Genomic DNA, 24617 nt, shown 5'->3' with positions numbered 1-24617 from the left:
TCGTCCTCGTCCTGCACCCACCGTGGAACATCAGCCGTTCATCGAGACCTTGGTCGCGTGGTCCTGGTCCTCGTAGGCACCGCGGCTGGACTCCGTCTTCTCGCCGAACTTGTGGGTGAGGTCCTGGAGTGCCTTGACGACGTCCTTCAGGTACGTCTGCATGCGGTCATGGGCGTGGGAGACTTCCTCCGCCTCGCCGAAGTTGATCCCGAATGCCGACTTGGGAATGTTCGTGCCGTACTCGACGTTCTGGCCGGTTTCATTCATGTCGTGCTGAAGATGCCGGAGCTGGCGGACGACGCCGTCCAGCTCGTCGAGATCAACCTTGAAATGCTTGCCCATGACCACTCTCCCCGTAATGCGCGCACCCGGCTGAACCCCGTCGCCCGATCGCCGCGCCGCCCCGTCCGGCGCCGCCACGGCGAGGGTCGACGGGCAGCGTAAAGTCAATAAAGGTTACGGACTTGGTGGCCGGAATAGCAAGATCGTAAGTCGTGATCTGTCCGATTCCAGGCGTAATGCAACCGCACTTTGTAGACAGTCCGTTACCCAATACCCGAACCGCGCGCCGTTCACCCCTCCGGACCGGCCCAGCAGCGCCCCGGTCGCGGAACTACGCCCGCAGCGAAGCCAGTTCCACCACCGTGATGTCCGGTGGGGCGCCCAGGCGTACCGGTGGGCCCCAGGTGCCTGCGCCGCGGGAGACGTAGAGCTGGGTGTCGCCGTAGCGTTCCAGGCCCGCGAGGGTGGGGTTGGTGGCGTCGGCGATGTAGGTGAAGGGCCACATCTGGCCGCCGTGGGTGTGGCCGGAGAGCTGGAGGTCGACGCCGTAGCGGACGGAGTCGCGGATGGTGACCGGCTGGTGGGCCATCAGGACGACGGCGCGGGCGGGGTCGCGGTCGCTGAGGGCCTGGTCGTAGTCGGGGCCGGACTGTTCGGTCTGGCCGGCGACGTCGTTGATGCCGGCGAGGTCGAAGCCGGGGAGTTCGGTGCGTACGTTCTCCAGCGGGTGGATGCCCAACTCCCGTACGTGGTCGACCCACTGGTCGGCGCCGGAGTAGTACTCGTGGTTTCCCGTGACGAAGAAGGTGCCGTGGCGGGCGCGGAGTTCGCGCAGGGGGGCGACGGCCGGGGCGAGGTCGGTGACGCTGCCGTCGACCAGGTCGCCGACGATGGCCACCAGGTCGGGGTGGGTGCGGTTGATCGTCTCGACGACGCGCCGGGTGTGGGCGCGGCCGAGGATCGGGCCCAGGTGGATGTCGCTGACCACGGCGATCCGGAAGCCGTGGGCGGCGCGCGGCAGTTTGGCCAGCGGGATCGTGACGCGCTTGACCACCGGGCCGCGGAGGGTCGTGGCGGTGCCGTATCCGACGGCGGCCGTGGCGGCGAGGGTGGCGCCGGCGGCGACCGCCCGGGCGAGGAAGAGACGGCGGGGCGGGGTGGGGGGCGGCGGCAGGGCCGGGGTGTGGGGCGGGAGGAGTGTGGGGGAGGGGGAGGGAGAGGAGGGGGACGGATTCGGGGGCGGGGCCGGGGGGTCGGATTCGGGTTCGCGGGCGGGAGCGGCGGGCGAGGCGCTGTCCTGCGTGCGTCTCTGCCCGGCGGACGCCCCGGCCTGTTCCGCGCGCCCGTCGTCGATGGACGCCGCGCCCCGTTCCGCGCGCCCGTCGTCGGTGGACGCCGCATCCCGTTCCGCCCGCCCGTCGTCGGTGGAATCCGCGCCCCGTTCCATCCGCCCCTCGTTGGCGGATGCCCCGGCCCGTTCCGTCGGCTCGCGGTCCGGGGCGACCCTCAGCCACACCGCCCGGACCGCTTCCCCCGCCAGCAGTGCCAGTGTGAGGTAGAGCACCAGGGCCAGCCAGAGGTAGCCGGGCCAGGCGAGGGCCTGCTGGAGGGGGAAGGGGGTGCCGGTGCGGGCGGAGAGCAGGGCCGCGGGGGTGAACAGGGGGAGGACGAAGGCCGCGACGGTGCCGGTGCGGCGGAGGCGGCTGTCCGGGGTGGTGGTGTCGCGGACGAGTCGGCACCACAGGTAGCGGTGCACGCCGAAGAACAGTCCGAGGACCGGGATCACGATCAGGGCGAAGATCACGACGTCTCCCCGTGCCCGTGGTTCAGGAGGCGGACGAGGAGGAGGCGGGTGGCTGGGGCGTACGGTCCGCGGCTTCGCGGCGCAAGGCGCGTACACCACGGAACCCGATCACCCCGATCACCGTCCCCAAAAGAAAGGAAGCCACCGCGAGCAGCAGATGGACCCAGAAGTAGGCGGTCGGGTCACCCGCGTCGTCGAAGGCGAGACCGCTCCCGTCCTTCCAGAGGTTTTTGACGAAAGTGATCCAGATGAACCAGCTCCACACCCCGAAGGCGAGCAGGAACCAGGACACGGGGCGAGAGAGCTTCATACGTCCCAGTATGGGCAGCGGCTCCATCCGGCGGTCGGCAGGGGCACTCTTCCGTGGGGTGCTGTCGGCGTCCCGGGCCAAGCCGGGTACGTTCACCGACGTGCCGACGACCTTCAGTGCTTCCACGGTTTCCACCGACCCGACCGCCCCGGACACCTCGGCCACGACCGGCAGCGCCGGACGCGCGGCGCGTCACGGCTTCCCCCTGCGCACCGTCGCCGCACTGGCCTCCTCCGGGCTGCTGGCCACCCCGCTCCTGGCCGGCACCGCCCACGCCGACCCCAAGGAGCCGAAGGCGCCCAAGCCCCCGGCCAAGATGTCGCAGATCGGCGGGGACCGGCTGGGCGCGCCCGGCGTGCAGGTGGCCCTGAAGCCGGGCAGCCCCAAGCTGCCGGGCCCGGACCTGCTGACGGCCCGCTCGTGGATCGTGTCCGACGCCGAGTCCGGCAAGGTGCTGGCCGCCAAGAACCCGCACTGGCGGCTGGCGCCGGCCAGCACCCTGAAGATGCTGTTCGCCGACACCGTGCTGCCGAAGTTCCCCAAGAACCAGAAGCACACGGTCAAGCCCGCCGACCTCGAGGGGATGGGCGCCGGCAGCAGCCTCGTCGGGATAAGGGAGAACCTGAGCTACTCCGTCCACGACCTGTGGCTGGGGGTCTTCCTGCGGTCCGGCAACGACGCGGTGCACACCCTGTCGGCGATGAACGGCGGGACCGCGGCCACCGTCACGCAGATGCAGAAGCGCGCCAAGGAGCTCAACGCCCACGACACCCACGTCGTGACGCCGGACGGCTATGACGCGCCGGGCCAGGTGTCCAGCGCGTACGACCTGAGCCTGTTCGCCCGGTCGGGTCTGCAGAACCCCGACTTCCGCGAGTACTGCTCGACGGCCAGTGCGCAGTTCCCCGGGGACAAGGGCAAGGACGGCAAGCGGGCCTCGTTCGGCATCCAGAACACCAACCGGCTGCTGAGCGGCGACTACGACATCAAGCCGTATCCGGGGATCGCGGGGGTGAAGAACGGCTCGACGACCAACGCGGGGTCGACCTTCACCGGTGTCGCCCAGCGCGGCGACCGCAAGCTCCTGGTCACGGTCATGAACCCGGAGAAGAAGGAGCACAACGAGGCCTACAAGGAGGCCGCCAAGCTCCTCGACTGGGGCTTCGCGGCGGCCGACAAGGTGGAGCCGGTCGGCCGGCTCGTCGGCCCCCGGAGCGAGGACGACGGCACCGGCGCCGTGGGGGCGAAGGGCAGGAACAAGGACGCGAAGGGGAGCACCCAGGCCGCGCTGAACAGCTCCGGCGGCAAGAGCGGCGCCTGGACGGCGGTGGGTCTCACCAGCGGGGCGCTGGCGGTGCTCGCCCTCGTGGCGTTCGCCGTGCACCGCCGCTGGCCGCTGCCCGAGCTGGTACGGGGCCGCCGCTCCCCCAAGTGATTGCAGGGGGGCGGGAGATGGGTCAGGGAGGGGCGGGAGATCTGCCGGGTTGGGGCGCTGGGTCCTGAGGTGGGGCTAGGTCTCCCGGGGCCGCTCCGGGCCCTCGGGGCCTTCCCGGTCCTCGGGGTCTCCCCGCCTCTCCGGCCCCTTCAGATGCTCCGGCCCCTCCGGTCGCTCCGGCCCCTTCAGATGCTCCGGCACCTCCGGCACCTTGAGCCCCTCGCCCTCCCCCTGCCGTCCCTTCCCCTCCGTGGCCGTCCAGGAGGCGCAGTACACCAGCAGCTTCGCGGTGAAGTTGATCCACAGGAGCAGGGCGATCGGGGTGCCGAAGGCGCCGTACATGCTCCGTGAGGCGACGCCCTGGAGGTAGCCGCTGAGCAGCAGCTTCAGCAGCTCGAAGCCGATGGCGCCGAGCAGGCCGGCGACCACGACGGCACGGCGCGGCGGATGGACGCCGGGGAGCCTGGTCAGTATGTAGGCGAGCAGCAGGAAGTCCGCCAGGACGGCGATGACGAATCCGGCGGAGGAGAGCAGGATGCTGCCGATGCCGCCCTCCGGGAGACCGATCGCCTCCGCCACCTTGTCCACCGCGGCGGACGCGAACGTCGAACAGGCCAGGGAGAGCACGGCCACGCCGCCCACGCCGAGCAGCAGCGCGCCGTCCCGGAGCTTGCCGAGGAAGAAGTTGGTGTCCTCGTCGGGCTTCTCCCACACGGCGCGCAGGCAGTCGCGCAGCGATTCGACCCAGCCGATGCCGGTGAGCAGCAGCGCCGCACCGGCCACCAGGCCGACGGTGGTCGCGTGGGAGACGAGTCCGGCGATGTCGAGCCGGTCGGAGAGGCCGGGGAGCTGCTCGGCGAGCTTGCCCTCCAGCGAGTGCAGCCGGGCGTCGCTGAGCAGCGCGGCACCGATCGCGGCGGCGACGGTGAGCAGCGGGAAGAGCGCGACGAAGCTGGTGAAGGTGATCGCGGCGGCGAGCCTGGTCCAGTGCACCCGGAGCATGCGCTCGTAGGCGCGCCAGAGGTGGGTGGTCATCAGCCGGCTGACGACCGGTCCGATCACCGGGAGTGTGCTCAACCAGTTCATGGCGTTCCCCTCATGCCCTGTCGGCCGCCGGGTCGGGCAGAGGCGGCGGCCGGCGCCCCGGCTGATCCGGAACACTAGCGTCCGGGTACCCCGGAACCGTGCACGGTCATACGTGCCGTACGGCCATCGCGGGCCGGGGCAGCGGGCCGGGGCACCCGCGTCGGCCCGCCGTCAGCCGTCAGCCGTCAGCCGTCAGCCGTCAGCCGTCAGCAGGACGGTGCCGAGGGGCGGGAGAGGTCGGCGGCCTGGCGGGGGACGCCGGCGGTCTGCGGCCCGAAGGGGTACTCCCGCTCCAGCCGCCACACCGCGTCCGCGCCCTGCTCGTAGAGGGCGAAGCCACCGATCGTCCAGGTCGCGGTGAAGTCCCGGAGCCCGGCCTGGGCGCGGTCCATGGCCGCTTCGGTGATGCCGTGGGCGATGGTCACATGCGGGTGGTACGGGAACTGGAGCTCGCGGGCGCACGGGCCGGAGGCGGCGCGGATACGGGCCTGGAGGGCGGTGCAGCCCGCCACCCCGTCGGTGACCTTGACGAAGACCACCGGGGAGAGCGGCCGGAAGGTCCCGGTGCCTTCCAGGCGGAGCGGGAAGGGGCGGCAGCCGGCCGCGACCTCGGCGAGGTGGCGTTCGATGGCGGGCAGAGCCTCGGTCCGTACCTCCGTCGGCGGGAGGAGGGTGATATGCGTGGGGATGCCGGGTGCGGCAGGGTCCCCGAAGCTCTCGCGCTTCCGTTGGAGGAAGCTGCCGTAAGGCTCCGGGACCGCGATCGAAACGCCCAGCGTTACGGTCCCCACTGTGTTCTCCCTCCTGACGTGTGTGCGGCGCGCTCGCGCACCCTCTTAGTGTGCCGGGTGCGCGCCCTTCGCGGGGAGCGTCCTCGGCCCTGTTGCGAGCGGACAAAGGGCCCACGGGCGGGGCCCCCTGGCTCGGCGGGGTCCGCGCGGCAGGCCGTGGCCCGCCGCGCGAGGGGGTGGCGTCAGTGCTTGGCCGGCAGGAATCCGAGCCGGTCATAGGTGGTGGCGAGGGTCTCGGCGGCCACCGCGCGGGCCTTCTCGGCACCCTTGGCCAGGATCGCGTCCAGGGTCTCCGGGTCGTCCAGGTATTCCTGCGTACGGTCCCGGAACGGTGTGACGAAGTCGACCATCACCTCGGCGAGATCGGTCTTGAGCGCGCCGTACATCTTGCCCTCGTACTGCTGCTCCAGCTCCGCGATCGTGGTGCCGGTGAGGGTGGAGTAGATGGTGAGGAGGTTGGAGACGCCGGGCTTGTTCTCGGCGTCGTAGCGGATCACGGTGTCGGTGTCCGTGACCGCGCTCTTGACCTTCTTCGCGGAGACCTTCGGCTCGTCGAGGAGGTTGATCAGGCCCTTGGGGCTCGCGGCCGACTTGCTCATCTTGGCCGACGGGTCCTGCAGGTCGTAGATCTTCGCCGTCTCCTTGAGGATGTACGGCGCGGGCATCGTGAAGGTGTCGCCGTAGCGGCTGTTGAAGCGCTCGGCGAGGTCGCGGGTCAGCTCGATGTGCTGGCGCTGGTCCTCGCCGACCGGGACCTGGTGGGCCTGGTAGAGCAGGATGTCGGCGATCTGCAGGATCGGGTACGTGAACAGGCCGACGGAGGTGCGGTCGGCGCCCTGCTTGGCGGACTTGTCCTTGAACTGGGTCATACGGGACGCCTCGCCGAAGCCGGTGAGGCAGTTCATGACCCAGCCGAGCTGGGCGTGCTCGGGCACATGGCTCTGGATGAAGAGCGTGCAGCGCTCCGGGTCGAGCCCGGCGGCCAGCAGCTGGGCGGCCGCGATCCGGGTGTTGCCGCGGAGCTCCGCCGGGTCCTGCGGAACGGTGATCGCATGCAGGTCGACCACCATGTAGAAGGCGTCGTGGGACTCCTGGAGCGCCACCCACTGGCGTACCGCACCGAGGTAATTGCCGAGGTGGAAGGAGCCGGCGGTGGGCTGAATGCCGGAGAGCACACGCGGACGTTGCTGCATGGCGGAGCCATTCCCCTGGGGGTGGTGGTGGGCGACGGGCGGGCGATCGAGAGCCATGTCATTGATTGTCTCAGGTCGGGGAGAGGGCAACGGCGCGTGGTGGCGCGCACGGCGACCGTCCCGGTGGGCCGTGGCGTGGCGGGTCCCTCCCGACGGCGTGGCGGGCCCTCCCGACGGGCCGCTGCCGTCTGCGCCGCGGTGCCTCTTCGCGGCGGCCTGTTCGGGGCGGCCGGGAGCTGGAATCGTGGACCTGTCGTGGCCGCGCGGCAGCGCCGTACGCGGCCCCGGCACCATGGTCCGCTCGCATGGGCCCCGTGCCCACGGCTCCTGCACCGCCCGGATCATGCCTCCCGCACCGCCCGGATCAACCGCCCCGGATCACCGCCACCGATCACCGCCACCGATCTGTGAGGACCGCTGATGACCGACGGACAGCCGATCTCCGACGGACAGCCGATCGCCGACGACTCCCGCCTCGCCGCCCCCGCTCCCCTCCCCCAGCCCGGCGCCTCCTGCCCCGCGCGCCCCGGGGGCGAGGCGGCGCACCGGCTCGCCCCCGGGGGCGCCGGGCGGGCCGCGGCCGATGCGGTGCTGCGGGAGGCCGGGGCGGTGGTTCCCGTGCTGCTGCCCGGGGAGGTGCCGGCGGTGGCCGTCACCCGTCATGCGGTGCTCCGCGAGGTGCTGGCGCACCCCGAAGTCGCCAAGAACGCCCGCCACTTCACGGCGCTGCACGACGGCACGGTGCCGCCCGGCTGGCCGCTCACCACCTTCGCCACCGTCGACGGGATGACCACGGCCGACGGCGCGGACCACCGGCGGCTGCGCGGCCTGGTGACCCAGGTGTTCACGGCGCGGCGGGTGGCGGCCCTGCGGCCCCGGGTGGTGGAGCTGACCGCCGGGCTGCTGGACGGGCTGCCGGGCACCGCAGCGGCGGACGGCACGGTGGATCTGCGCCGGCACTTCGCCTATCCGCTGCCGATGGGCGTGATCTGCGAACTGCTGGGCGTGGAAGCCGCGTTACGCGACCGGCTGCACGAGCTGTCGAACGTGATCGTGGGCACCACCGGCACGGCGGCCGAGGTGCAGGCGGCCAACCGGGAGATCACCGCCGTCCTCGGGCAGGTCGCCGAGGCCCGGCGGGCGGACCCCGGGGACGATCTGACCAGTGCGCTGCTCGCCGCCCAGGAGGAGGACGGCGACCGGCTGAGCGCCCGGGAGCTGGTCGGCACCCTGCTGCTGATGATCATCGCCGGGCATGAGACCACGCTCAATCTGATCACCAACGCGGTGCGGGCCCTGTGCACCGACCGCGCGCAGCTGGAGCTGGTCCGGGCCGGGCGGGCGACCTGGGACGACGTGGTCGAGGAGACGTTGCGGCACGACAGCCCGGTCGCCCACTTCCCGTTCCGCTATCCGGTCCGGGACCTGGAGCTGGGCGGTACGGTCGTGCCGCGCGGCACCCCGATGCTGGCCTCCTACTCCGCGGCCGGGCGGGACCCGGAGGCGTACGGGCCCGACGCGGACCGGTTCGACGTCACCCGGCGGCCCGCCGCCCGGCACCTCTCCTTCGGTCACGGGCCGCACTACTGCCTGGGCGCGCCGCTGGCCCGGCTGGAGGCGACGGTCGCGCTGGAGGCGCTCTTCACCCGCTATCCGGCGCTGGACCTCGCCGTCCCGGACGCGGAGCTGCCGCCGCACCAGAGCTTCGTCGGCAACAGCACCGGCGTGCTGCCGGTCCGGCTCACCGGCTGACCCCGGGCGCGGGGGCGCGGGGAGCCGGTGAGCGGGTGAGCCGGTCAGCCGGTGGCCCGGTGAATCTGCGAGAAGCCTGCGGCTCCCCGCGGTCAGGCGGTCGGCAGACCCGGTGCCGGGTAGCCGGCCATCAGCTCCGCGACCTCGCCGCGGATCACCGTCAGTGCCTCCTCGTCGCCCTTCGCCGCGGCCCGGACGCTGCGGTCGATCCAGTCGGCGACCAGCGGCATCCGGTCCGTGCCCAGTCCGCGGGAGGTGAGGGACGGGGTGCCGATGCGGATGCCGGAGGGATCGAAGGGCTTCCGGGGGTCGAAGGGGACGGTGTTGTAGTTGACGACGATGCCGGCCCGGTCCAGGGCCTTCGCCGCGACCTTGCCCGGGACGTCCTTGGAGGTGAGGTCGATCAGCACCAGGTGGTTGTCGGTGCCGCCGGAGACCAGGTCGTAGCCGCGGGCCAGCAGCGCCTCGGCGAGCGCCTTGGCGTTGGCGACGACGGCGTGCGCGTAGTCACGGAAGGACGGGGCGGCCGCCTCGCGCAGCGCGACCGCGATGGCGGCGGTGGTGTGGTTGTGCGGGCCGCCCTGGAGGCCGGGGAAGACGGCCTTGTCGACGGCCTTGGCGTGGCTCGCCCGGGACATCAGCATCGCGCCGCGCGGGCCGCGCAGGGTCTTGTGGGTGGTGGTGGAGATGACGTCCGCGTGCGGCACCGGCGAGGGGTGGGCGCCGCCCGCGATCAGCCCGGCGATGTGCGCGATGTCCGCGACGAGTACGGCGTCGACCTCCCGTGCGATCTCGCCGAAGGCGGCGAAGTCGATGGTGCGCGGGACGGCCGTACCGCCACAGAAGATGATCTTCGGCCGTTCCTTGCGGGCGAGGTCGCGCACCTCGTCGAAGTCGATCAGCGCGGTGTCCGGGCGCACGCCGTACTGCACCCCGCGGAACCACGTGCCGGTCGCCGAGACGCCCCAGCCGTGCGTGAGGTGGCCGCCCATCGGCAGCGCCATGCCCAGCACGGTGTCGCCGGGCTCGGCGAAGGCGAGGTAGGCGGCGAGGTTGGCGGGCGAGCCGGAGTACGGCTGGACGTTGGCGTGCTCCACACCGAAGACGGCCTTGGCGCGCTCGACGGCCAGCGTCTCGACGCGGTCGATGTTCTGCTGGCCTTCGTAGTAGCGACGGCCCGCGTACCCCTCGCTGTACTTGTTCTGGAGGACGGTGCCGGTGGCTTCCAGGACGGCGGCGGAGACGTAGTTCTCGCTGGGGATCAGTCGCAGCGTGTCGGCCTGGAGCTGCTCCTCGGCGCCGACCAGCGCGGCCAGTTCGGGGTCGGCGGCGCTCAGCGCGGGATGGGAAAGGCGCAGTGACATGGCGTCCTCCGGGGCGGTCGATCGGTGTTTCCGGTCGTGGTCCCGGGGTGCCCAGGCGGGGCGGCACCTCGTGATGGTTGCCGCGCACCGCTTCCTCGAGGTCGCTTCCCCGTACGCCAGTCGCGATGCGCACCGCAGAGTCTAGGACACCCGCGGGGCCCTGTCCGGCGGATCTTCGCAGGCCGGGCGGTCCGGGCGGGCGCGACAATGGAGAGGGACGCGGCAGGGCCCGCGCCCCGCACGGCCTACCGAACGGAGCCACCGGTGACGTCCACGGAACGCTATATCGCCGCCGCCGAAGCCCACAGCGCGCACAACTACCACCCGCTGCCCGTCGTCGTGGCCACCGCCGAGGGTGCCTGGGTGACGGATGTGACCGGCCGCCGCTACCTCGACATGCTCGCCGGGTACTCCGCGCTGAACTTCGGGCACGGCAACCGCCGGCTGCTCGACGCGGCCAGGGCCCAGCTGGAGCGGGTCACGCTCACCTCACGCGCCTTCCACCACGACCGGTTCGCCGACTTCTGCACCCAGTTGGCGGAGCTGTGCGGGATGGAGCTGGTGCTCCCGATGAACACCGGCGCCGAGGCGGTCGAGACGGCGGTGAAGACGGCCCGTAAGTGGGGCTACCAGGTCAAGGGTGTACCGGACGGGCGGGCGAAGATCATCGTCGCCGACAACAACTTCCACGGCCGGACGACCACCATCGTCTCCTTCTCCACCGACCCCGAGGCGCGCGCCGGCTTCGGCCCGTACACCCCCGGCTTCGAGATCGTCCCGTACGGCGACCTCGCCGCCCTGGAGGCCGCCGTCGACGCCGACACGGTCGCGGTACTGCTGGAGCCGGTCCAGGGCGAGGCGGGCGTGCTGGTACCGCCGCCGGGCTATCTGCCGGGCGTACGGGAGCTGACCCGCAGCCGGAACGTGCTGTTCATCGCCGACGAGATCCAGTCCGGGCTGGGCCGCACCGGCCGGACCTTCGCCTGTGAGCACGAGGGCGTGGTGCCCGACATGTACGTGCTGGGCAAGGCGCTGGGCGGCGGTGTGGTGCCGGTGTCGGCGGTGGTGTCGTCCCGTGAGGTGCTCGGGGTGTACGCGCCCGGCGAGCACGGCTCGACGTTCGGCGGGAACCCGCTCGCCTGCGCGGTGGCACTGGAGGTCATCGCGATGCTGCGGACCGGCGAGTTCCAGCAGCAGGCCCTGGAACTGGGCGAGCATCTGCACAGCGAACTGGGACAGCTGCTGGCCGGCGGCGCGGTGGACGCGGTGCGCGGCCGCGGGCTGTGGGCCGGGGTGGACATCAACCCGTCACGCGGCACGGGCCGGCAGATCTCCGAGCAGCTGATGGCCCGCGGAGTCCTGGTCAAGGACACCCACGGCTCAACGATCCGCCTCGCACCGCCACTGGTCATCAGCAAGGAGGACCTGGACTGGGGGCTGGGGCGGCTGCGGGGGGTGCTGGAGGGGTAGGGGTGCGGCGCGCCCCGACCTCCTAGGCGTGGCCTGGCCGGGCCTGGAGTGAGGCCGGGGTGACGAGCCGGGCACGTTCGTGGAGTTCCCGGGCGGCGTGGTTCTTGAGGTGGGGGCGGATGAGGTTGAACATCTTCCCCACGCGCCGGTCGACCCTCCCGCTTTGCACCAGGGGATATTCGTCCAGCGCTTCATTCCATGTCGCACAGGCCGCTTCCAGGTGCCCCACCTCAAGTTGGAACTCGGCGAGGGTGGCCCGTTCCTTCACCCGGGACCGGCGGTAGATGTCGTAACACAACCTGTCCGATTCCCGCATCGCCGCAACGGCTCCGGGAAGATCTCCCAGCTCGTGGCGAACGTGGCTGATGTGGTAGTGCAGAGACGAGGGGTCATAGGACCCAAAGGCTTTCGCTCGCGCCTCGGCCTTTTCCATGGAGATTTCGGCCTCGTTGAGATGGGCCAGGGCCTTGTGGCGGTCTCCTGTTTGCGCAGCGGCATGTGCCTGCTGGCCCGCAAGAAAGGCGAGCATACGGGGACCCGCGTGCGGAGAGGCAGCGGCGGCGGCATCGGCCAGTCGCATGGCTTCACGACCGTGCCCCAGGTCAACTGCCTGCACGCTCATACCCCGCAGTGTCGTGCAATACGTGAGGTGGTCCTCAGAGGCTCCGGCCAGTTCCAATGCCTTCAGGTAGTACTTCTGCCCCAGTCCCTCCACCCCCTCGTCCACAGCCATGTATCCGGTGAGATAGCACAGGTCGGAGGCTGCCGACAGCATTGCCTTGCGCACCGATTCGGGCGCCTCGGCCCGTAGGTACGGAGCCACCGTATTGACGAGAAAGGCCGCCGCCATCGGGCGAGCGTGCCGTCCGCCGAATTGGTCATCCAGTTCCGAGACCCGTTCGGTCATGGCAATGACCATGTCGACCTCTGGCATGCCGATGCGCGGAGTTCGGCCGGTTTGAACGGCTTCCATTCGCCCCACCACGTCCGGCCAATTGGGCACGGTCAGCGCAACGGAAAAGAGCCCTATACCGAGAACGCTGCGACGTGAGGGGTCCATGTCTCCCCTACCGAGATCGATCAGCCCTTCCACCGCGCTCGGAGTGGCGTACGAGCTACTGACCGGTGCGGGAAATCCGGCCTCGGCATGCGTGACCGGACGTCCCAGCTTCCGCGCCAGGGCCTCCACGATCAGCGGTCTGGCCTGCTCCTTCGGCAGGTGCCCCTGGCACCACTGATGGGCCGACGGCTCGCGGTACTTGAGCGGGGTTCCCCGCTCGGTGCCGATGCGGTTCACGGCCTGGACGAACTGCCGCAGCGTCCAGCCGGTCTGCCGATAGAGCCGTTCCAGGTGCCGGTTCGGTTCCCGAGTGCCCACTAGCCCTCAACTCCCCGATGTGCGCGAGCGCTTAAAGCTCTTAAAAGCCGCTTCCACCGCCACCGTACCGCTGGGCGTAGCGGACCGGTTGCCCAGAGCGAGGAAGGCCCTCCTCGCAAGACGGAGAGGACCCCCGCGACCGTGGTGGACGGCCCGGGGGCGTGGCCACCAACTGCAAGGGAGTGACGACATGCCCGACGCTACAGCGAGGGTCTTCGTCCGGCTGCTGCCGTGGACCGGCCCGGACGGGAAACCGTGCTTCCTGGCGGGAGACGGGACCGGATACGTCTCCCGCATCGCCGACCGGATGGAGGAGGAGCAGCTCAGTTCGGCCGACGATCTCATCGACGAGGCCCGCCGAGTGCTTGCCGCACGGGCGTGGACGCCCGGTGAACTGCACCTACTGGCCGTTGAATTGACCGCAAGCCTCGCCGATGTGCGCCGGGTGGCCAAGAGCCGGGGCGGGCGCCTGACCGCCCTCGGCCACGACGCCCCGGACGACGCCGACGGCGACGGGCCCCGGCTTCCGGCGGAGTCGTTCGGATGAGGCGGGGCACTGACCGCGCACGCCGCGGCACCGGCGGGACGAGCCCAGCCGGCGGGAAGCTGCGGGGGCGGCGGTCGTTCCTGGGCTGGTTCCGCTTGGCTCCAATGCCCTCTTGACGGCCTGTCCCGGCAGGGTGATGGTCGTGCAATCAGGCGCAATCACGTCGACAGGGGAGGACGGCATGCAGCTGCGTTTCTTAGGGATCATCCCGAACACGCCAGTTGACGACTCTCCAACCATCTGGCTCGACAAGGACAGCGGAGATCTGCTGATCCAGTCCTACAAGGCCACAGACGACGAGGTCACAGCGTGCCAGGAGATCGGTTCGATCCCCGGCCACTCCACGGACGTGCCGGACCACGAGGCGATCATCCGGCTGCCGGCCGTGATGCTCCAGTACATCCCCCGACCGGAGGTTGGAGACGGTGAAGCACCCCGTACGTGAAGGGCTCGCCAGGGCGCAGCACTCCGCGGTGCACTTGGAGATGCGGGACATCTACACGCCGGATGACCCGGAATACGCGCGTTGGAGATCAGGGCACCGGTACGACAACGACCCGGCGAAGCTGCCGGACTACTGGGGAGCGTGGGGCGACCTGGTGACTGAGACCACCAGGCGCGGAGTCGTCATACGGCGAGCCCGCATCGTCTCGGAGCCGGTTACCGACTACATCAAGTATGAGCACGATCTGACGTTCGCCAACGTGGCAGCAGGAGAGCTGGTCCGCTGGCTGCCCCGACGTAGGGCTGCTGACGTTCCACTGCCTGGTACTGACCTGTGGATGTTCGACGGGGCCTCCGTGCTGTTCACCTATTTCTCCGGTGTCGGTGAGGTAGCTGATCGAGAGTGGTGCACTGAACCTGCTGTGGTGAATATGGTCAGTTCGGCATTCGAAGCGGTGTGGGACCGAGCTACGCCGCATGAGGAGTACAAGCTCGTCTGACCCATGGCAGTTTCGTCATCATCCAGCGTCCAGGCGGCCCGGAAGGTTCTCGCGGATCGTCTTCGCGAGATGTGCCGCGACGCCGGGCTGGAAGGTAAACAGCTGGCTGCGGCATGTGGCTGGCACCCGTCCAAGGTGTCCCGCATCGCCACTGCCAAGACCTCACCCTCTGCTGACGACATTCTGGCTTGGTGCCAGGCGTGCAGCGCGGAGGATCAGGCGCAGGACCTTATCGCCTCGCTGCGGGCAGTCGAGGGGATGTGGATCGACTGGCGCCGGATGGAGCGGAGGGGTCTCAAGCGTGCGCAGGAAGAGCAGCTGCCGCTGTTCACGCGCACCCGTTGGTTCCGGAGCTATGCGTCATGGCTTGTGCCCGGACTGCTCCAGACCCACGGCTATACGGAAGACGTCCTGCGAGCCGTCCAGCGAAGGCGGGTCGCTATTGATGACGTAGCCGATGCGGTCGCCGCCCGTATGGACCGTCAGCGGGTCCTGTACGAAGGGCAGAAGCGGTTCGCCTTCCTGGTTGAGGAATCGGTGTTGCACAACGGTCTTGGCAACACCGAGACGCAGACGGAGCAGCTTGAGCACCTACTGATGGTCGGCACGTTGCCCAACGTGAGTCTCGGAGTGATCCCGGCCAGGACCGGCCGGACCCGTATGCCGGTGGAAGGGTTCTGGATCTTCGACAGGGCTCAGGTCAACGTAGAGCTTATCTCGGGCCATCTCACGCTCACACAGCCCAGTGAAGTTGGCGCCTACGCCGACACGTTCGCCATGCTGGCCGACCATGCGGCTTACGGCGCCAAGGCGCGTGGGCTGATCACATCGGCAATGGGCGCGTTGAGGTGATTGCTGTGCAATCGCGTGCAATCGGCTGTGTGTTGGGCCTCGCCTGTTTCTAGCGTTGTCGTCACCGAGATAACGCGTGAGACGAAGGCGGAGGGTTCATGACCAGCCCGATTCGGTACAGCCAACCGCCCATTGAACTTCCTGTGGACCACTGGCTACTTGATGGCAAGCCGGTCCCCGGCTGCAAGGTATGTGGCGCCCTCGACCTCCAGCGGAGCCAGGCGCGGGAGCGGAGCGATTGGGCGGTGGCATGCGCTGCCGCCCGGGAGATCCGAAGCCACCGCCGTGAGCACGAAGAAGCGTCATGAGCGGCCCGGAGATTCCCGCCCCGGCGTGCGAACCCTGGACAGGCGAGCGCCGGGACGGGTGACCAACCGCAGAGGGAAGAACCTCTGCGGCCCTATGGGTCATGCCCTCAACGGTATGGCGGGCATGGCCCTTGCGAAAGAGGAGGCTGGTAGATGAGCGCCTTGGCTGTCGAGACCTATGAGACGCGGACGCCCGACGCCGAAGGCTGGCGCGGGGTCCCGTTCCGGCACCCCGCGGACATGGAGGCGGACGGCGGCCGGCACGACGGCGGGCCCATGCCCCCGGAGGCCCCGCGCGAGCCGCAGCCGCAGGGCGGGGACGGTAAGTAGTCCCCACGCCGACGGTGAGCGTGCCGGAGTAGGGACCAGCCGCTACTCGTAACGATGCGTAATGCGGGGTCCGTCGGCCGCACGCCGACGGGCTCTCATGGAGCCCCCGCAAGCTCCGTCCGGTGCCACCGGACGGGGCTTCCTGTTGAGGCTCCGCAGGGGCGCCCGAGCGGCCCCCGCCGGATTCAGCGGATCACATGCGGCAAGAACCGCGCGTACTCGTCCGTGACCGGACCCGCCGACTCCCGGATGCCGAGGCCCGCCGCCTCGTTTTCGACGATCCAGGCGCCGAGGACGACGCGGTTGCCGTCGAAGTCCGGTAGTGGTGCCAGTTCCTGGTAGCAGCAAGGGTCGTCGGGGCCCCGCAGGACCGGAGCGGTGCCCGGGTCGTGCAGGGTGACTCCGGCGCCCTCGCGGCCGAGGAGTGGCTTGGCCACATAGCCGCGGGTGTGCGCCAGTTCGCGCGGGCCGTCCAGGTAGGCGGGCAGCAGGTTCGGATGCCCCGGATACAGCTCCCAGAGGATCGCCAGCAGCGCCTTGTTGGAGAGCAGCATCTTCCAGGCGGGCTCGATCCAGAGGGTGGAGCCCGTGCCGCCGCCGTTGTCGAGGGTGTCCAGGACGTGCGGGCCGAACTCGTCGGTGGCCAGCCACTCCCACGGGTAGAGCTTGAAGCAGGCCCGCATGAAGCGCAGTCGCTGGTCGACGAAGCGGCCCGAGAGGCGGTCCCAGCCGATGTCCTCCACCGAGAGGGCGACGGTCTCCAGTCCCGCCTGCTGTGCCGTCTCCTCCAGATAGGCGACGGTCATCAGGTCCTCGCCGAGTTCGTCGCCCGCCGAGTGCGCGAAGTGCACCGGTGCGCCGGGCGGCAGCAGCGGGGCCTGCCGCTTCCAGGCCGCCACCAGCCGCTCGTGGAGGGAGTTCCACTGGTCGGCGCCGGGAAAGCGCTCCTCCATCCAGAACCACTGGGGGCTGGCCGCCTCGACCAGTGAGGTCGGGGTGTCGGCGTTGTACTCCAGCATCTTGGCCGGGCCGCTGCCGTCGTAGCGCAGGTCGAACCGCCCGTAGAGGGAGGGGAGTTCGTCGCGGCGGCGCCAGGATTCGGCGATCAGCCCGGCCAGGCGCGGGTCGTCGATGCCGAGGTCGGCGAAGCGGTCCTGGTCGACGATGTGCGCGGCCGCGGCCAGGCACATGGCGTGCAGCTCCTCGACGACGTCCTCCAGGGCCTCGACCTCGGGGAGCGTGAAGGAGTAGTACGCGCTCTCGTCCCAGTAGGGGCGCAGCGAGTCGTCCGGGTAGCGGGTCAGCGGGTAGATCAGGCCCTGCGCCTCGACGGTCTGCTGCCAGCCGGGGCGGGGCTCGATGGTGTGGCGTTCCATGCCGTGCCGTGTCCGCTCAGCCGCCGGAGGAGCCGTGCCGGCCGCCCGAGCAGCCGAAGCCGCCGCGGTTGACGGCCGTGCTCTTGCTGAACGTGCCGCTGTCGGCGTACGAGCCGCCCTTGTTGGACGGGTCGTAGTACCAGCCGGCGTCGACGCGCTTCGCGCCGCGGCCGCCGCTGCCGGTGCCGCTGCTCCCGGAGGAGGAACTGCCGCTCGCCGAGCAGTTCTTGGAGTCGACGATGCGGTAGCCCTTGACCGTGTCGTAGCTGTTGCGGTCGACGCAGCGCTTGTCGGGCTCGGAGCCGCAGGACGTCAGGGCGGCGGCGAGCGCGCCCATGCCTCCCAGGATCACCGTGCTGGACCGCAGCCTCCGGCGTGCCTTCTCGGCCATGATTCACCTTTCCCCCGTGGATATTTGTCTGAGCACGGACAGCGTAGACGGCGCCCGTGGGCCGGTGACAACGCGGTACGGCCTGCTCGGCGACGGCGCCCCGGGCATCGGTGACGGACCCGCACGAAGGGGGCGGACGGCGGCAGGTGGACAGCAGTCGGGCGCCGGGCCGCCCTCCGAGAGGGCGGCCCGGCGCGGCGGGCAGGGGCGGGCGCGTCAGGCGCCGAGGACGGTCTGGGTGTCGGAGTCGGTGGAGCCGGTGAAGTTGGTGTCACCGGCGTAGACGCCTGTGACGGTGTAGACGCCGGCCGTGGCCAGCGGCGAGCTGGCGGCGGCGACGCCGTCGCCGTCGAGCGTGCCGGTCAGCGTCACGGTGGTCACGCCGTCGGTGACGGTGAAGGTGACCGTGCCGGTCGGGACGCCGACGCCGGGCGCCACGGGCTGCACGAAGGCCAGGAACGCCACCGTGTCACCGGCGTTGGACGGGTCGGGGAACGAGGTGACGGTCATGGTGGTCGCGCTCTGGCTGACCGTGTGGATGTCGGTGCCGGTGGAACCGGTGAAGTTGGCGTCACCGCTGTAGAGGGCGAAGACGTTGTGCGGACCGGCTTCCAGGGTGCTGGTGGTGATGGTGGCCACGCCCCCGGAGACAGTGGCGGTCTGCGTTCCGCCGCCCGCACCGTCGATGGTGAAGGTCACCGTGCCGGTGACCGTGCCGGAGCCGGGTGCCACCGGCGCGACCGTGGCCGTGATGGTGACCGTCTCCCCGAACACCGACGGGTCCGGAGCCGAGGTCACCGTGGTGGTCGTCGCCGCCTGGGCCACCGTCTGGGTGTCCGTGCCGCTGGAGCCGCTGAAGTTGGTGTCTCCGCTGTAGGTGGCCGTGACCGGGGAGGTTCCCACCCCCACCGCACTGGTGGTGGCGGTTGCCGTGCCGCCGGAGAGGGTGGCGGTCAGCGTCGGGCCGCCGGTGACGACGAAGGTCACCGTCCCGGTCGGGGTGCCCGTGGCCGGTGCGACCGGAGCGACGACGGCCGTGAAGGTGACCGTCTCCCCGAACACCGACGGGTCCGGGGCCGAGGTCACCGTGGTGGTCGTCGCCCCCTGGGTCACGACGTGGGTGTCCGCGCCGGTGGAGCCGAGGAAGTTGGCGTCGCCTCCGTAGGTGGCGGTGACGGTGTAGGCCCCCGCGGTCACCAGCCCGCTGGTGGTGACACTGGTGGTGCCCCCGGTCAGCGTGCCGGTCAGCGTCACCGTGGTGACCCCGTCGGTGGCGAGGAACGTGACCGTGCCGGACGGCGTACCCGCACCCGGCCCGACCGGCGTCACCGTCGCCGTGAAGGTCACCGGAGCGCCGGCCCCGGACGGGTCCGGAGTGGTGGTGACGGTGGTCGTGGTCGCCGCCTGGCCCACGGTGTGGGTGTCCGAGCCGGTGGAACCGGTGAAGCTTCCGTCACCGCCGTAGGTCGCCGTGACGGTGTAAGCCCCCGCGGTGACCAGCCCGTTGGTGCTCACGCTGGTGGTGCCGCCGCTGAGGGTGCCGGTCAGGGTCACCGTGGTGACCCCGTCGGTGGCGAGGAACGTGACCGTGCCGGTCGGGATGCCCGTACCGGGCGCCACCGGCGCGACAGTGGCCGTGAACGTCACCGACTCACCGACCACCGAGGGGTCCGGCGACGAGGTCACGGTCGTGGTCGTCGACGCCTGGCCCACCGTCTGGGTGTCCGTACCCGTGGAACCGCTGTAGTTGGCGTCGCCGCTGTAGGTCGCGGTGACGGTGTAGGCCCCCGCGGTCACCAGCCCGCTGGTGGTGACACTGGTCGTGCCGCCGCTCAGCGTGCCGGTCAGGGTCACCGTGGTGACCCCGTCGGTGGCGAGGAACGTGACCGTGCCGGTCGGGGTGCCCGTACCGGGCGCCACCGGCGCGACGGTCGCCGTGAACGTCACCGGCTCACCGACCACCGACGGGTCCGGCGACGAGGTCACCGTCGTGGTCGTCGACGCCTGGCCCACCGTCTGGGTGTCCGTACCCGTGGAACCGCTGTAGTTGGCGTCGCCGCTGTAGGTCGCGGTGACGGTGTAGGCCCCCGCGGTCACCAGCCCGCTGGTGGTGACACTGGTCGTGCCGCCGCTCAGCGTTCCGGTCAGCGTCACCGTGGTGACCCCGTTGGTGGCGAGGAAGATGACCGTGCCCGTGGGCGTCCCCGCGCCCGGCGCCACCGGAGTCACGGTGGCCGTGAACGTCACCGGCTCACCGACCACCGACGGATCGGGGGTCGAGGTCACCGTCGTGGTCGTCGACGCCTGGCCCACCGTCTGGGTGTCCGTGCCGACCGACGAGGTGAAGTTCCCGTCGCCGCTGTAGGTCGCCGTGACCACATAGGCGCCTGCCGTCACCAGCCCACTGGTGGTGACACTGGTCGTGCCGCCGCTCAACGTGCCGGTAAGCGTCACGGTCGTCACCCCGTTGGTGGCCACGAACGTGACCGTGCCCGTGGGGGTACCCGCGCCCGGCGCCACCGGAGCGACCGTCGCGGTGAACGTCACCGGCTCACCGACCACCGAGGGGTCCGGCGACGAGGTCACCGTCGTGGTCGTCAGCGACTGGACCACCGTCTGGGTGTCCGTGTCGGACGAACCGCTGAAGTTGGCGTCACCGCTGTACGTCGCCGTGACGGTGGAGGTACCGACGGGCACCGCGTTGGTGCTGACGGTGGCGACCCCGCCGGACAGCGTGCCGGTCAGCGTCGGGCCACCCGTGACGACGAAGGTCACCGTCCCGGTCGGGACACCCGCACCCGGCGCCACCGCTGTCACGGTGGCCGTGAAGGTCACCGTCTCCCCGAACACCGAGGGGTCCGGAGCCGAGGTCAGGGTCGTGGTCGTCGAGGCCTGGCCCACCGTCTGGGTGTCGGTGCCGACCGACGAGGTGAAGTCCGCGTCGCCGCTGTAGGTCGCGGTGACGGTGTAGACCCCGGCCGTCACCAGGCCGCTGGTGGTGACGCTGGTGGTACCGGCGACGAGGGTGCCGGTCAGCGTCACCGTGGTGACCCCGTCGGTCGCGACGAACGTCACCGTCCCGCTCGGGTTGCCCGCACCCGGCGCGACCGGTGCCACGGTGGCCGTGAACGTCACCGGCTCTCCCACGACCGAGGGGTCCGGTGTGGAGGTGACGGTGGTGGTGGTCGCCGCCTGGTTGACGGTCTGGGTGTCGGTGCCGACCGACGAGGTGAAGTTGGCGTCGCCGCTGTAGGTCGCCGTGACCGTGTGCGTACCGGCGCCCAGGGCGCTGGTGCTGACGCTCGCCACCCCGCCGGACAACGTCCCGGTCAGGGTCGGGCCACCGGAGATGACGAAGGTGACCGTGCCGGTGGGCGTGCCCGCACCCGGCGCGACCGGCGCCACGGTGGCCGTGAACGTCACGGACTGGCCGACCACCGACGGGTCCGGAGCCGAGGTGACCGTGGTCGTCGTCGCCGCCTGGCCCACGGTGTGGGTGTCGGTGCCGACCGACGAGATGAAGTTGGCGTCACCGCTGTAGGTCGCGGTCACGATGTGCGTACCGGCGCTCAGCGCGCTGGTACTGACACTCGCCACCCCTCCCGACAGCGTCCCGGTCAGGGTCGGACCGCCGGAGATGACGAAGGTGACCGTGCCGGTCGGCGTCCCCGCACCCGGCGCGACCGGCGCCACGGTGGCCGTGAACGTCACCGACTGGCCGACCACCGACGGGTCCGGAGCCGAGGTGACCGTCGTGGTCGTCGCGGCCTGGAGGACGGTCTGGGTGTCGGTGTCACTGGAGCCGGAGTAGTTCGCGTCGCCGCTGTAGGTCGCGGTGACGGTGTAAGTGCCCGCCGTGACCAGTCCGTTGGTGCTGACGGTCGCGACGCCGGCGCCGTCGAGGGTGCCGGTGAGGGTCACCGTGGTGACCCCGTCGGTGATGACGAAGCTGACGGTTCCGGTCGGGATGCCGCCGGCCGGGAACACCGGCCCGACGAAGGCGGTGAAGTTGACCGTCTGGCCCACCACGGAGGGGTCGGGGAACGAGGTGACGGTGGTGGTGGTCGCCGCCTGGTTGACGGTGTGGGTGTCGGTGCCGACCGACGAGGCGAAGTTCGCGTCACCGCTGTAGGTCGCCGTGACCGTGTGCGAACCGACGCCCAGGGCACTGGTGCTGACGCTCGCCACCCCGCCCGACAACGTCCCGGTCAGCGTCGGACCGCCGGAGATGACGAAGGTGACCGTGCCGGTCGGCGTCCCCGCACCCGGCGCCACCGGGGCGACCGTCGCCGTGAACGTCACGGACTGGCCGACCACCGAGGGGTCCGGCGATGACGTGACCGTGGTCGTCGTCGACGCCTGGCCCACGGTGTGGGTGTCCGTACCGACCGACGAGGTGAAGTTGGCGTCACCGCTGTAGGTCGCGGTCACCGTGTGCGTACCGGCGCTCAGCGCGCTGGTGCTGACGCTCGCCACCCCGCCCGACAACGTCCCGGTCAGGGTCGGACCACCGCTGATGACGAAGGTGACGGTGCCCGTGGGCGTCCCCGAGGCCGGCGCCACCGGTGCCACCGTCGCTGTGAACGTCACCGTCTGCCCGACCACCGACGGGTCCGGCGCCGAGGTGACCGTGGTGGTCGTCGCCGCCTGGGCCACCGTATGGGTGTCCGTGCCGACGGAGCCGTTGAAGCCGGCGTCGCCGCTGTAGGTCGCGGTGACCACATGCGTACCGGCCGACAGGGCGCTGGTGCTGACGCTCGCGGTCCCCCCGGACAGCGTGGCGGTCAGCGTCGGGCCGCCCGTGATGACGAAGGTGACCGTGCCGGTCGGGGTGCCCGCGCCCGGTGCCACCGGCGCGACCACGGCGGTGAAGGTCACCGACTGGCCGACCGCCGAGGGGTCCGGCGCCGAGGTGACGGTGGTGGTCGTCGAGGCCTTGATGACCGTCTGGGTGTCCGTACCGCTCGATGACGCGAAACTGCCGCTGCCGCTGTAGGTCGCGGTCACGGTGTGGGGGCCCACGCCGAGGCTGCTGGTGGTGACGCTCGCCGTGCCGCCCGAGAGGGTCGCGGTCAGCGTCGGGCCGCCGCTGATGACGAAGGTCACCGTGCCGGTCGGGGTGCCCGAACCGGGCGGGACGGGGGCGACGGTGGCCGTGAAGGTCACCGGCTGCCCGAAGACCGACGGGTCGGGGGACGAGGTGACCGTGGTGGTCGTCGGCGTCAGGACCTGCTGCACCGTCTGCGTGTCGGTGTCGGACGACGCGTTGAACTGCGCGTTGCCGTTGTACGTGGCCGTGATGAGGTGCGTGCCGGGGGTGAGCGTGCTGGTGGTGACGGTCGCCGAGCCGCCGGAGAGCGGGGCGGTCAGGGTGCCGCCCCCGCCGCCGGCGATGACGAAGGTGACCGTGCCGGTCGGGGTGCCCGCGCCGGGCGCGACCGGTGTGACGGTGGCGGTGATGGAGACCGTCTGTCCGAAGTTCGACGGGTCCGGCGACGAGGTGACCACGGTGGTGGTCGATGCCTTGACCACCGTGATGGACCCGACGCCGCTGGACGGTGAGAACTGCGGGCTGCCGTTGTAGTTCGCGGTGAAGGTATGAAAACCGACGGGGATACTGCTTGTGGTGACGGTGGCGACGCCACCGATGAGCGGGGCCGTCAGGGTGGGGCCGCCGGCGACGACGAAGGTCACGGTGCCGGTGGGTGTTCCCAGGCCCAGCGGAATGACGGTGGCGGTCAAGGTGACCGGCTGCCCGAAGGCAGCCGGATTCGGCGCTGCGGACGTCAAGGTAAAGGTGGGTGCCATGCTATGGCCCTCCGGTTGCTGGATGTTGGCGGGCCGTTCGGCTCCCCGCGGAGCTCGTGGCGCTGCGGGAAGTGGGCATCAACCTGGGCGCGGGCACGGTAATGACAGCCGACGGGGTTCGCATCTGCATACCAATGTCCTCCGCCAGGTAGGCAACCCGCCGGTCGATAGCATCAGTAGGCGCGCCGATCGGGCCGCCACGCCATAGGCGTCACACCCATTTACCCTGAATGGCGCAGCGCGCAGTGGCGCCCACGACACGGCGGGGCGCGCGCCGCAGGGCGCGGATGTGACAGAGGTCGGCACCGGTGACGCGCGGTCAGTACGGGACACCACCGCGAGCGGCCCCGGCACCACCCTCAACGCCGTTGCACAACCGCGCGGTTGGGCGCCGGACGGGCGCGGGCCGGGACCGCCGGGGGCGCCAGCCCACTTCATCGAATTCGCTATCGCAACGCGTTTCCGGCGCTCGGCCGGTGAACCGACAACTGCCCCTCCGCCTCCTCAACCAACCTCCCTTGCAGGGAAGTTGGCGTGACGACGGCGACTTCTCGCCAGTCGGCGGACCGGCCGCCGTCTACGCTGGCCAACGCACGGCCGGGGCGCAGGGGGTCCCGGTCACCCCCTCGGACAGGAGGAGCCGGACCATGACGGAGCACACCACCCGGGTTCTGGAACAGCTGCCCGGACCTCTGGCCTTGCGCCACCCGGTACCCGCGGACCACCCACGGCTGCAGCAGGCCCTCGCCGGCTGGTGGGACGGCCTGGGCGGGGAAGCGGGCGCACAGCAACGCCAGTTGCTCGTACCGCGCCTCTTCCTCCAGCACTTCGCCGACACCAGCTTCTGGGTCGAGCGGCCCGACCACACCCTGCACGCCTTCCTGATCGGCTTCCTGTCCCAGACGGACCCCGGGGCCGCGTACCTCCACTTCGTGGGCGTGTGCCCGGAAGGCCGGCGGGCCGGGATCGGCAGCGCCCTCTACGAGCGCTTCTTCGCCGCCGCCCGCGCGGCCGGCCGCACCCAGGTCCGCTGCATCACCAGCCCCAACAACCGCAACTCCATCGCGTACCACACCCGGATGGGCTTCCGGCTGGAGCCGGGCGACCGGATCGACGACGACGGCGTCCCGCTGCAGGGCGACTACGACGGGCCGGGGCTCCACCGGGTGTCCTTCGTACGGGAGTTGTGACCGGCT

Annotated in this window: 20 protein-coding genes and 1 riboswitch; of the genes, 9 read left to right on the top strand and 11 right to left on the bottom strand. The window is 70.9% G+C overall.

The window, feature by feature from the left end; translation table 11 throughout:
- Positions 1–30 precede the first annotated feature (30 nt).
- From ACWC9R_RS06600 to ACWC9R_RS06590, 3 genes are all read right to left on the bottom strand, one after another.
- The gene (locus ACWC9R_RS06600) at positions 31–342 is read right to left on the bottom strand and encodes a hypothetical protein (protein ID WP_450729277.1); all 312 of its coding nucleotides are present in this window, start codon (positions 340–342) and stop codon (positions 31–33) included.
- Between the two features lie 271 nt (positions 343–613).
- The gene (locus tag ACWC9R_RS06595) at positions 614–2086 is read right to left on the bottom strand and encodes a metallophosphoesterase (protein ID WP_450729276.1); all 1473 of its coding nucleotides are present in this window, start codon (positions 2084–2086) and stop codon (positions 614–616) included.
- 22 nt (positions 2087–2108) lie between these two features.
- Positions 2109–2396 (bottom strand): SCO4848 family membrane protein, encoded by a 288-nt coding sequence (locus tag ACWC9R_RS06590; RefSeq protein WP_450729275.1) that lies wholly within the window; start codon positions 2394–2396, stop codon positions 2109–2111.
- 10 nt (positions 2397–2406) lie between these two features.
- On the opposite strand from ACWC9R_RS06590, the gene ACWC9R_RS06585 reads away from it, so the two are divergent.
- Positions 2407–3831, top strand: a complete 1425-nt coding sequence (locus ACWC9R_RS06585; RefSeq protein WP_450729274.1) for a D-alanyl-D-alanine carboxypeptidase family protein — start codon at positions 2407–2409, stop codon at positions 3829–3831.
- Positions 3832–3906: 75 nt separating this feature from the next.
- On the opposite strand, the gene ACWC9R_RS06580 is transcribed toward ACWC9R_RS06585, so the two are convergent.
- The 3 genes from ACWC9R_RS06580 to trpS all read right to left on the bottom strand — a co-directional run bounded on the left by ACWC9R_RS06580 (position 3907) and on the right by trpS (position 6901).
- Positions 3907–4917, bottom strand: coding sequence for a YihY/virulence factor BrkB family protein (locus ACWC9R_RS06580; protein WP_450729273.1), 1011 nt, complete (start codon positions 4915–4917; stop codon positions 3907–3909).
- Between the two features lie 206 nt (positions 4918–5123).
- Positions 5124–5708 (bottom strand): 2'-5' RNA ligase family protein, encoded by a 585-nt coding sequence (locus tag ACWC9R_RS06575; protein ID WP_393358856.1) that lies wholly within the window; start codon positions 5706–5708, stop codon positions 5124–5126.
- Positions 5709–5890: 182 nt separating this feature from the next.
- Positions 5891–6901: a tryptophan--tRNA ligase gene (gene trpS / locus ACWC9R_RS06570; protein WP_450729328.1), complete on the bottom strand. Its 1011-nt coding sequence runs from the start codon at positions 6899–6901 to the stop codon at positions 5891–5893.
- 420 nt (positions 6902–7321) lie between these two features.
- Between trpS and ACWC9R_RS06565 the strand changes: the two genes are divergently transcribed.
- Positions 7322–8653: a cytochrome P450 family protein gene (locus ACWC9R_RS06565; RefSeq protein WP_450729272.1), complete on the top strand. Its 1332-nt coding sequence runs from the start codon at positions 7322–7324 to the stop codon at positions 8651–8653.
- Positions 8654–8745: 92 nt separating this feature from the next.
- On the opposite strand, the gene ACWC9R_RS06560 is transcribed toward ACWC9R_RS06565, so the two are convergent.
- Positions 8746–10017, bottom strand: coding sequence for a serine hydroxymethyltransferase (locus tag ACWC9R_RS06560; protein ID WP_450729271.1), 1272 nt, complete (start codon positions 10015–10017; stop codon positions 8746–8748).
- Positions 10018–10059: 42 nt separating this feature from the next.
- Positions 10060–10151, bottom strand: a riboswitch (ZMP/ZTP riboswitch).
- A gap of 130 nt (positions 10152–10281) precedes the next feature.
- On the opposite strand from ACWC9R_RS06560, the gene rocD reads away from it, so the two are divergent.
- The gene (gene rocD, locus ACWC9R_RS06555) at positions 10282–11487 is read left to right on the top strand and encodes an ornithine--oxo-acid transaminase (RefSeq protein ID WP_450729270.1); all 1206 of its coding nucleotides are present in this window, start codon (positions 10282–10284) and stop codon (positions 11485–11487) included.
- Positions 11488–11509: 22 nt separating this feature from the next.
- Here the strand turns inward: rocD and ACWC9R_RS06550 are convergent, their stop codons facing one another.
- Entirely contained in the window at positions 11510–12865 is a 1356-nt protein-coding gene (locus ACWC9R_RS06550) for a tetratricopeptide repeat protein (protein ID WP_450729269.1), read from the bottom strand.
- Positions 12866–13055: 190 nt separating this feature from the next.
- On the opposite strand from ACWC9R_RS06550, the gene ACWC9R_RS06545 reads away from it, so the two are divergent.
- The 5 genes from ACWC9R_RS06545 (at position 13056) to ACWC9R_RS06525 (ending at position 15846) form a co-directional block, all read left to right on the top strand.
- Positions 13056–13412, top strand: coding sequence for a hypothetical protein (locus tag ACWC9R_RS06545; RefSeq protein ID WP_450729268.1), 357 nt, complete (start codon positions 13056–13058; stop codon positions 13410–13412).
- Positions 13413–13593: 181 nt separating this feature from the next.
- A complete protein-coding gene (locus ACWC9R_RS06540) occupies positions 13594–13857 on the top strand; it encodes a hypothetical protein (RefSeq protein WP_450729267.1) in 264 nt (87 codons plus the stop codon).
- Positions 13838–14356, top strand: coding sequence for a DUF6879 family protein (locus ACWC9R_RS06535; RefSeq protein WP_450729266.1), 519 nt, complete (start codon positions 13838–13840; stop codon positions 14354–14356). Before ACWC9R_RS06540 ends, ACWC9R_RS06535 begins: the two co-directional genes overlap by 20 nt.
- Positions 14357–14359: 3 nt before the next feature.
- Entirely contained in the window at positions 14360–15208 is an 849-nt protein-coding gene (locus ACWC9R_RS06530) for a helix-turn-helix domain-containing protein (RefSeq protein ID WP_450729265.1), read from the top strand.
- 461 nt (positions 15209–15669) lie between these two features.
- Complete coding sequence (locus ACWC9R_RS06525) at positions 15670–15846, top strand: hypothetical protein (RefSeq protein ID WP_176740740.1); 177 nt, start codon at positions 15670–15672, stop codon at positions 15844–15846.
- A 185-nt stretch (positions 15847–16031) separates the two neighbouring features.
- On the opposite strand, the gene ACWC9R_RS06520 is transcribed toward ACWC9R_RS06525, so the two are convergent.
- From ACWC9R_RS06520 to ACWC9R_RS06510, 3 genes are all read right to left on the bottom strand, one after another.
- Positions 16032–17222, bottom strand: coding sequence for a glutathionylspermidine synthase family protein (locus ACWC9R_RS06520; protein WP_450729264.1), 1191 nt, complete (start codon positions 17220–17222; stop codon positions 16032–16034).
- Positions 17223–17238: 16 nt separating this feature from the next.
- The gene (locus tag ACWC9R_RS06515) at positions 17239–17613 is read right to left on the bottom strand and encodes a hypothetical protein (RefSeq protein WP_450729263.1); all 375 of its coding nucleotides are present in this window, start codon (positions 17611–17613) and stop codon (positions 17239–17241) included.
- 216 nt (positions 17614–17829) lie between these two features.
- On the bottom strand, positions 17830–23421 hold the full coding sequence (locus tag ACWC9R_RS06510; RefSeq protein ID WP_450729262.1) for a beta strand repeat-containing protein: 5592 nt from the start codon (positions 23419–23421) through the stop codon (positions 17830–17832).
- A 647-nt stretch (positions 23422–24068) separates the two neighbouring features.
- Between ACWC9R_RS06510 and ACWC9R_RS06505 the strand changes: the two genes are divergently transcribed.
- Complete coding sequence (locus ACWC9R_RS06505; protein WP_450729261.1) at positions 24069–24611, top strand: GNAT family N-acetyltransferase; 543 nt, start codon at positions 24069–24071, stop codon at positions 24609–24611.
- Positions 24612–24617: the final 6 nt, after the last annotated feature.

It is taken from the genome of Streptomyces sp. NPDC001219 (assembly GCF_053597915.1).
The sequence above is the reverse complement of the archived record's forward strand: the minus strand, read 5'-3'. Positions and strand labels throughout refer to the sequence as shown.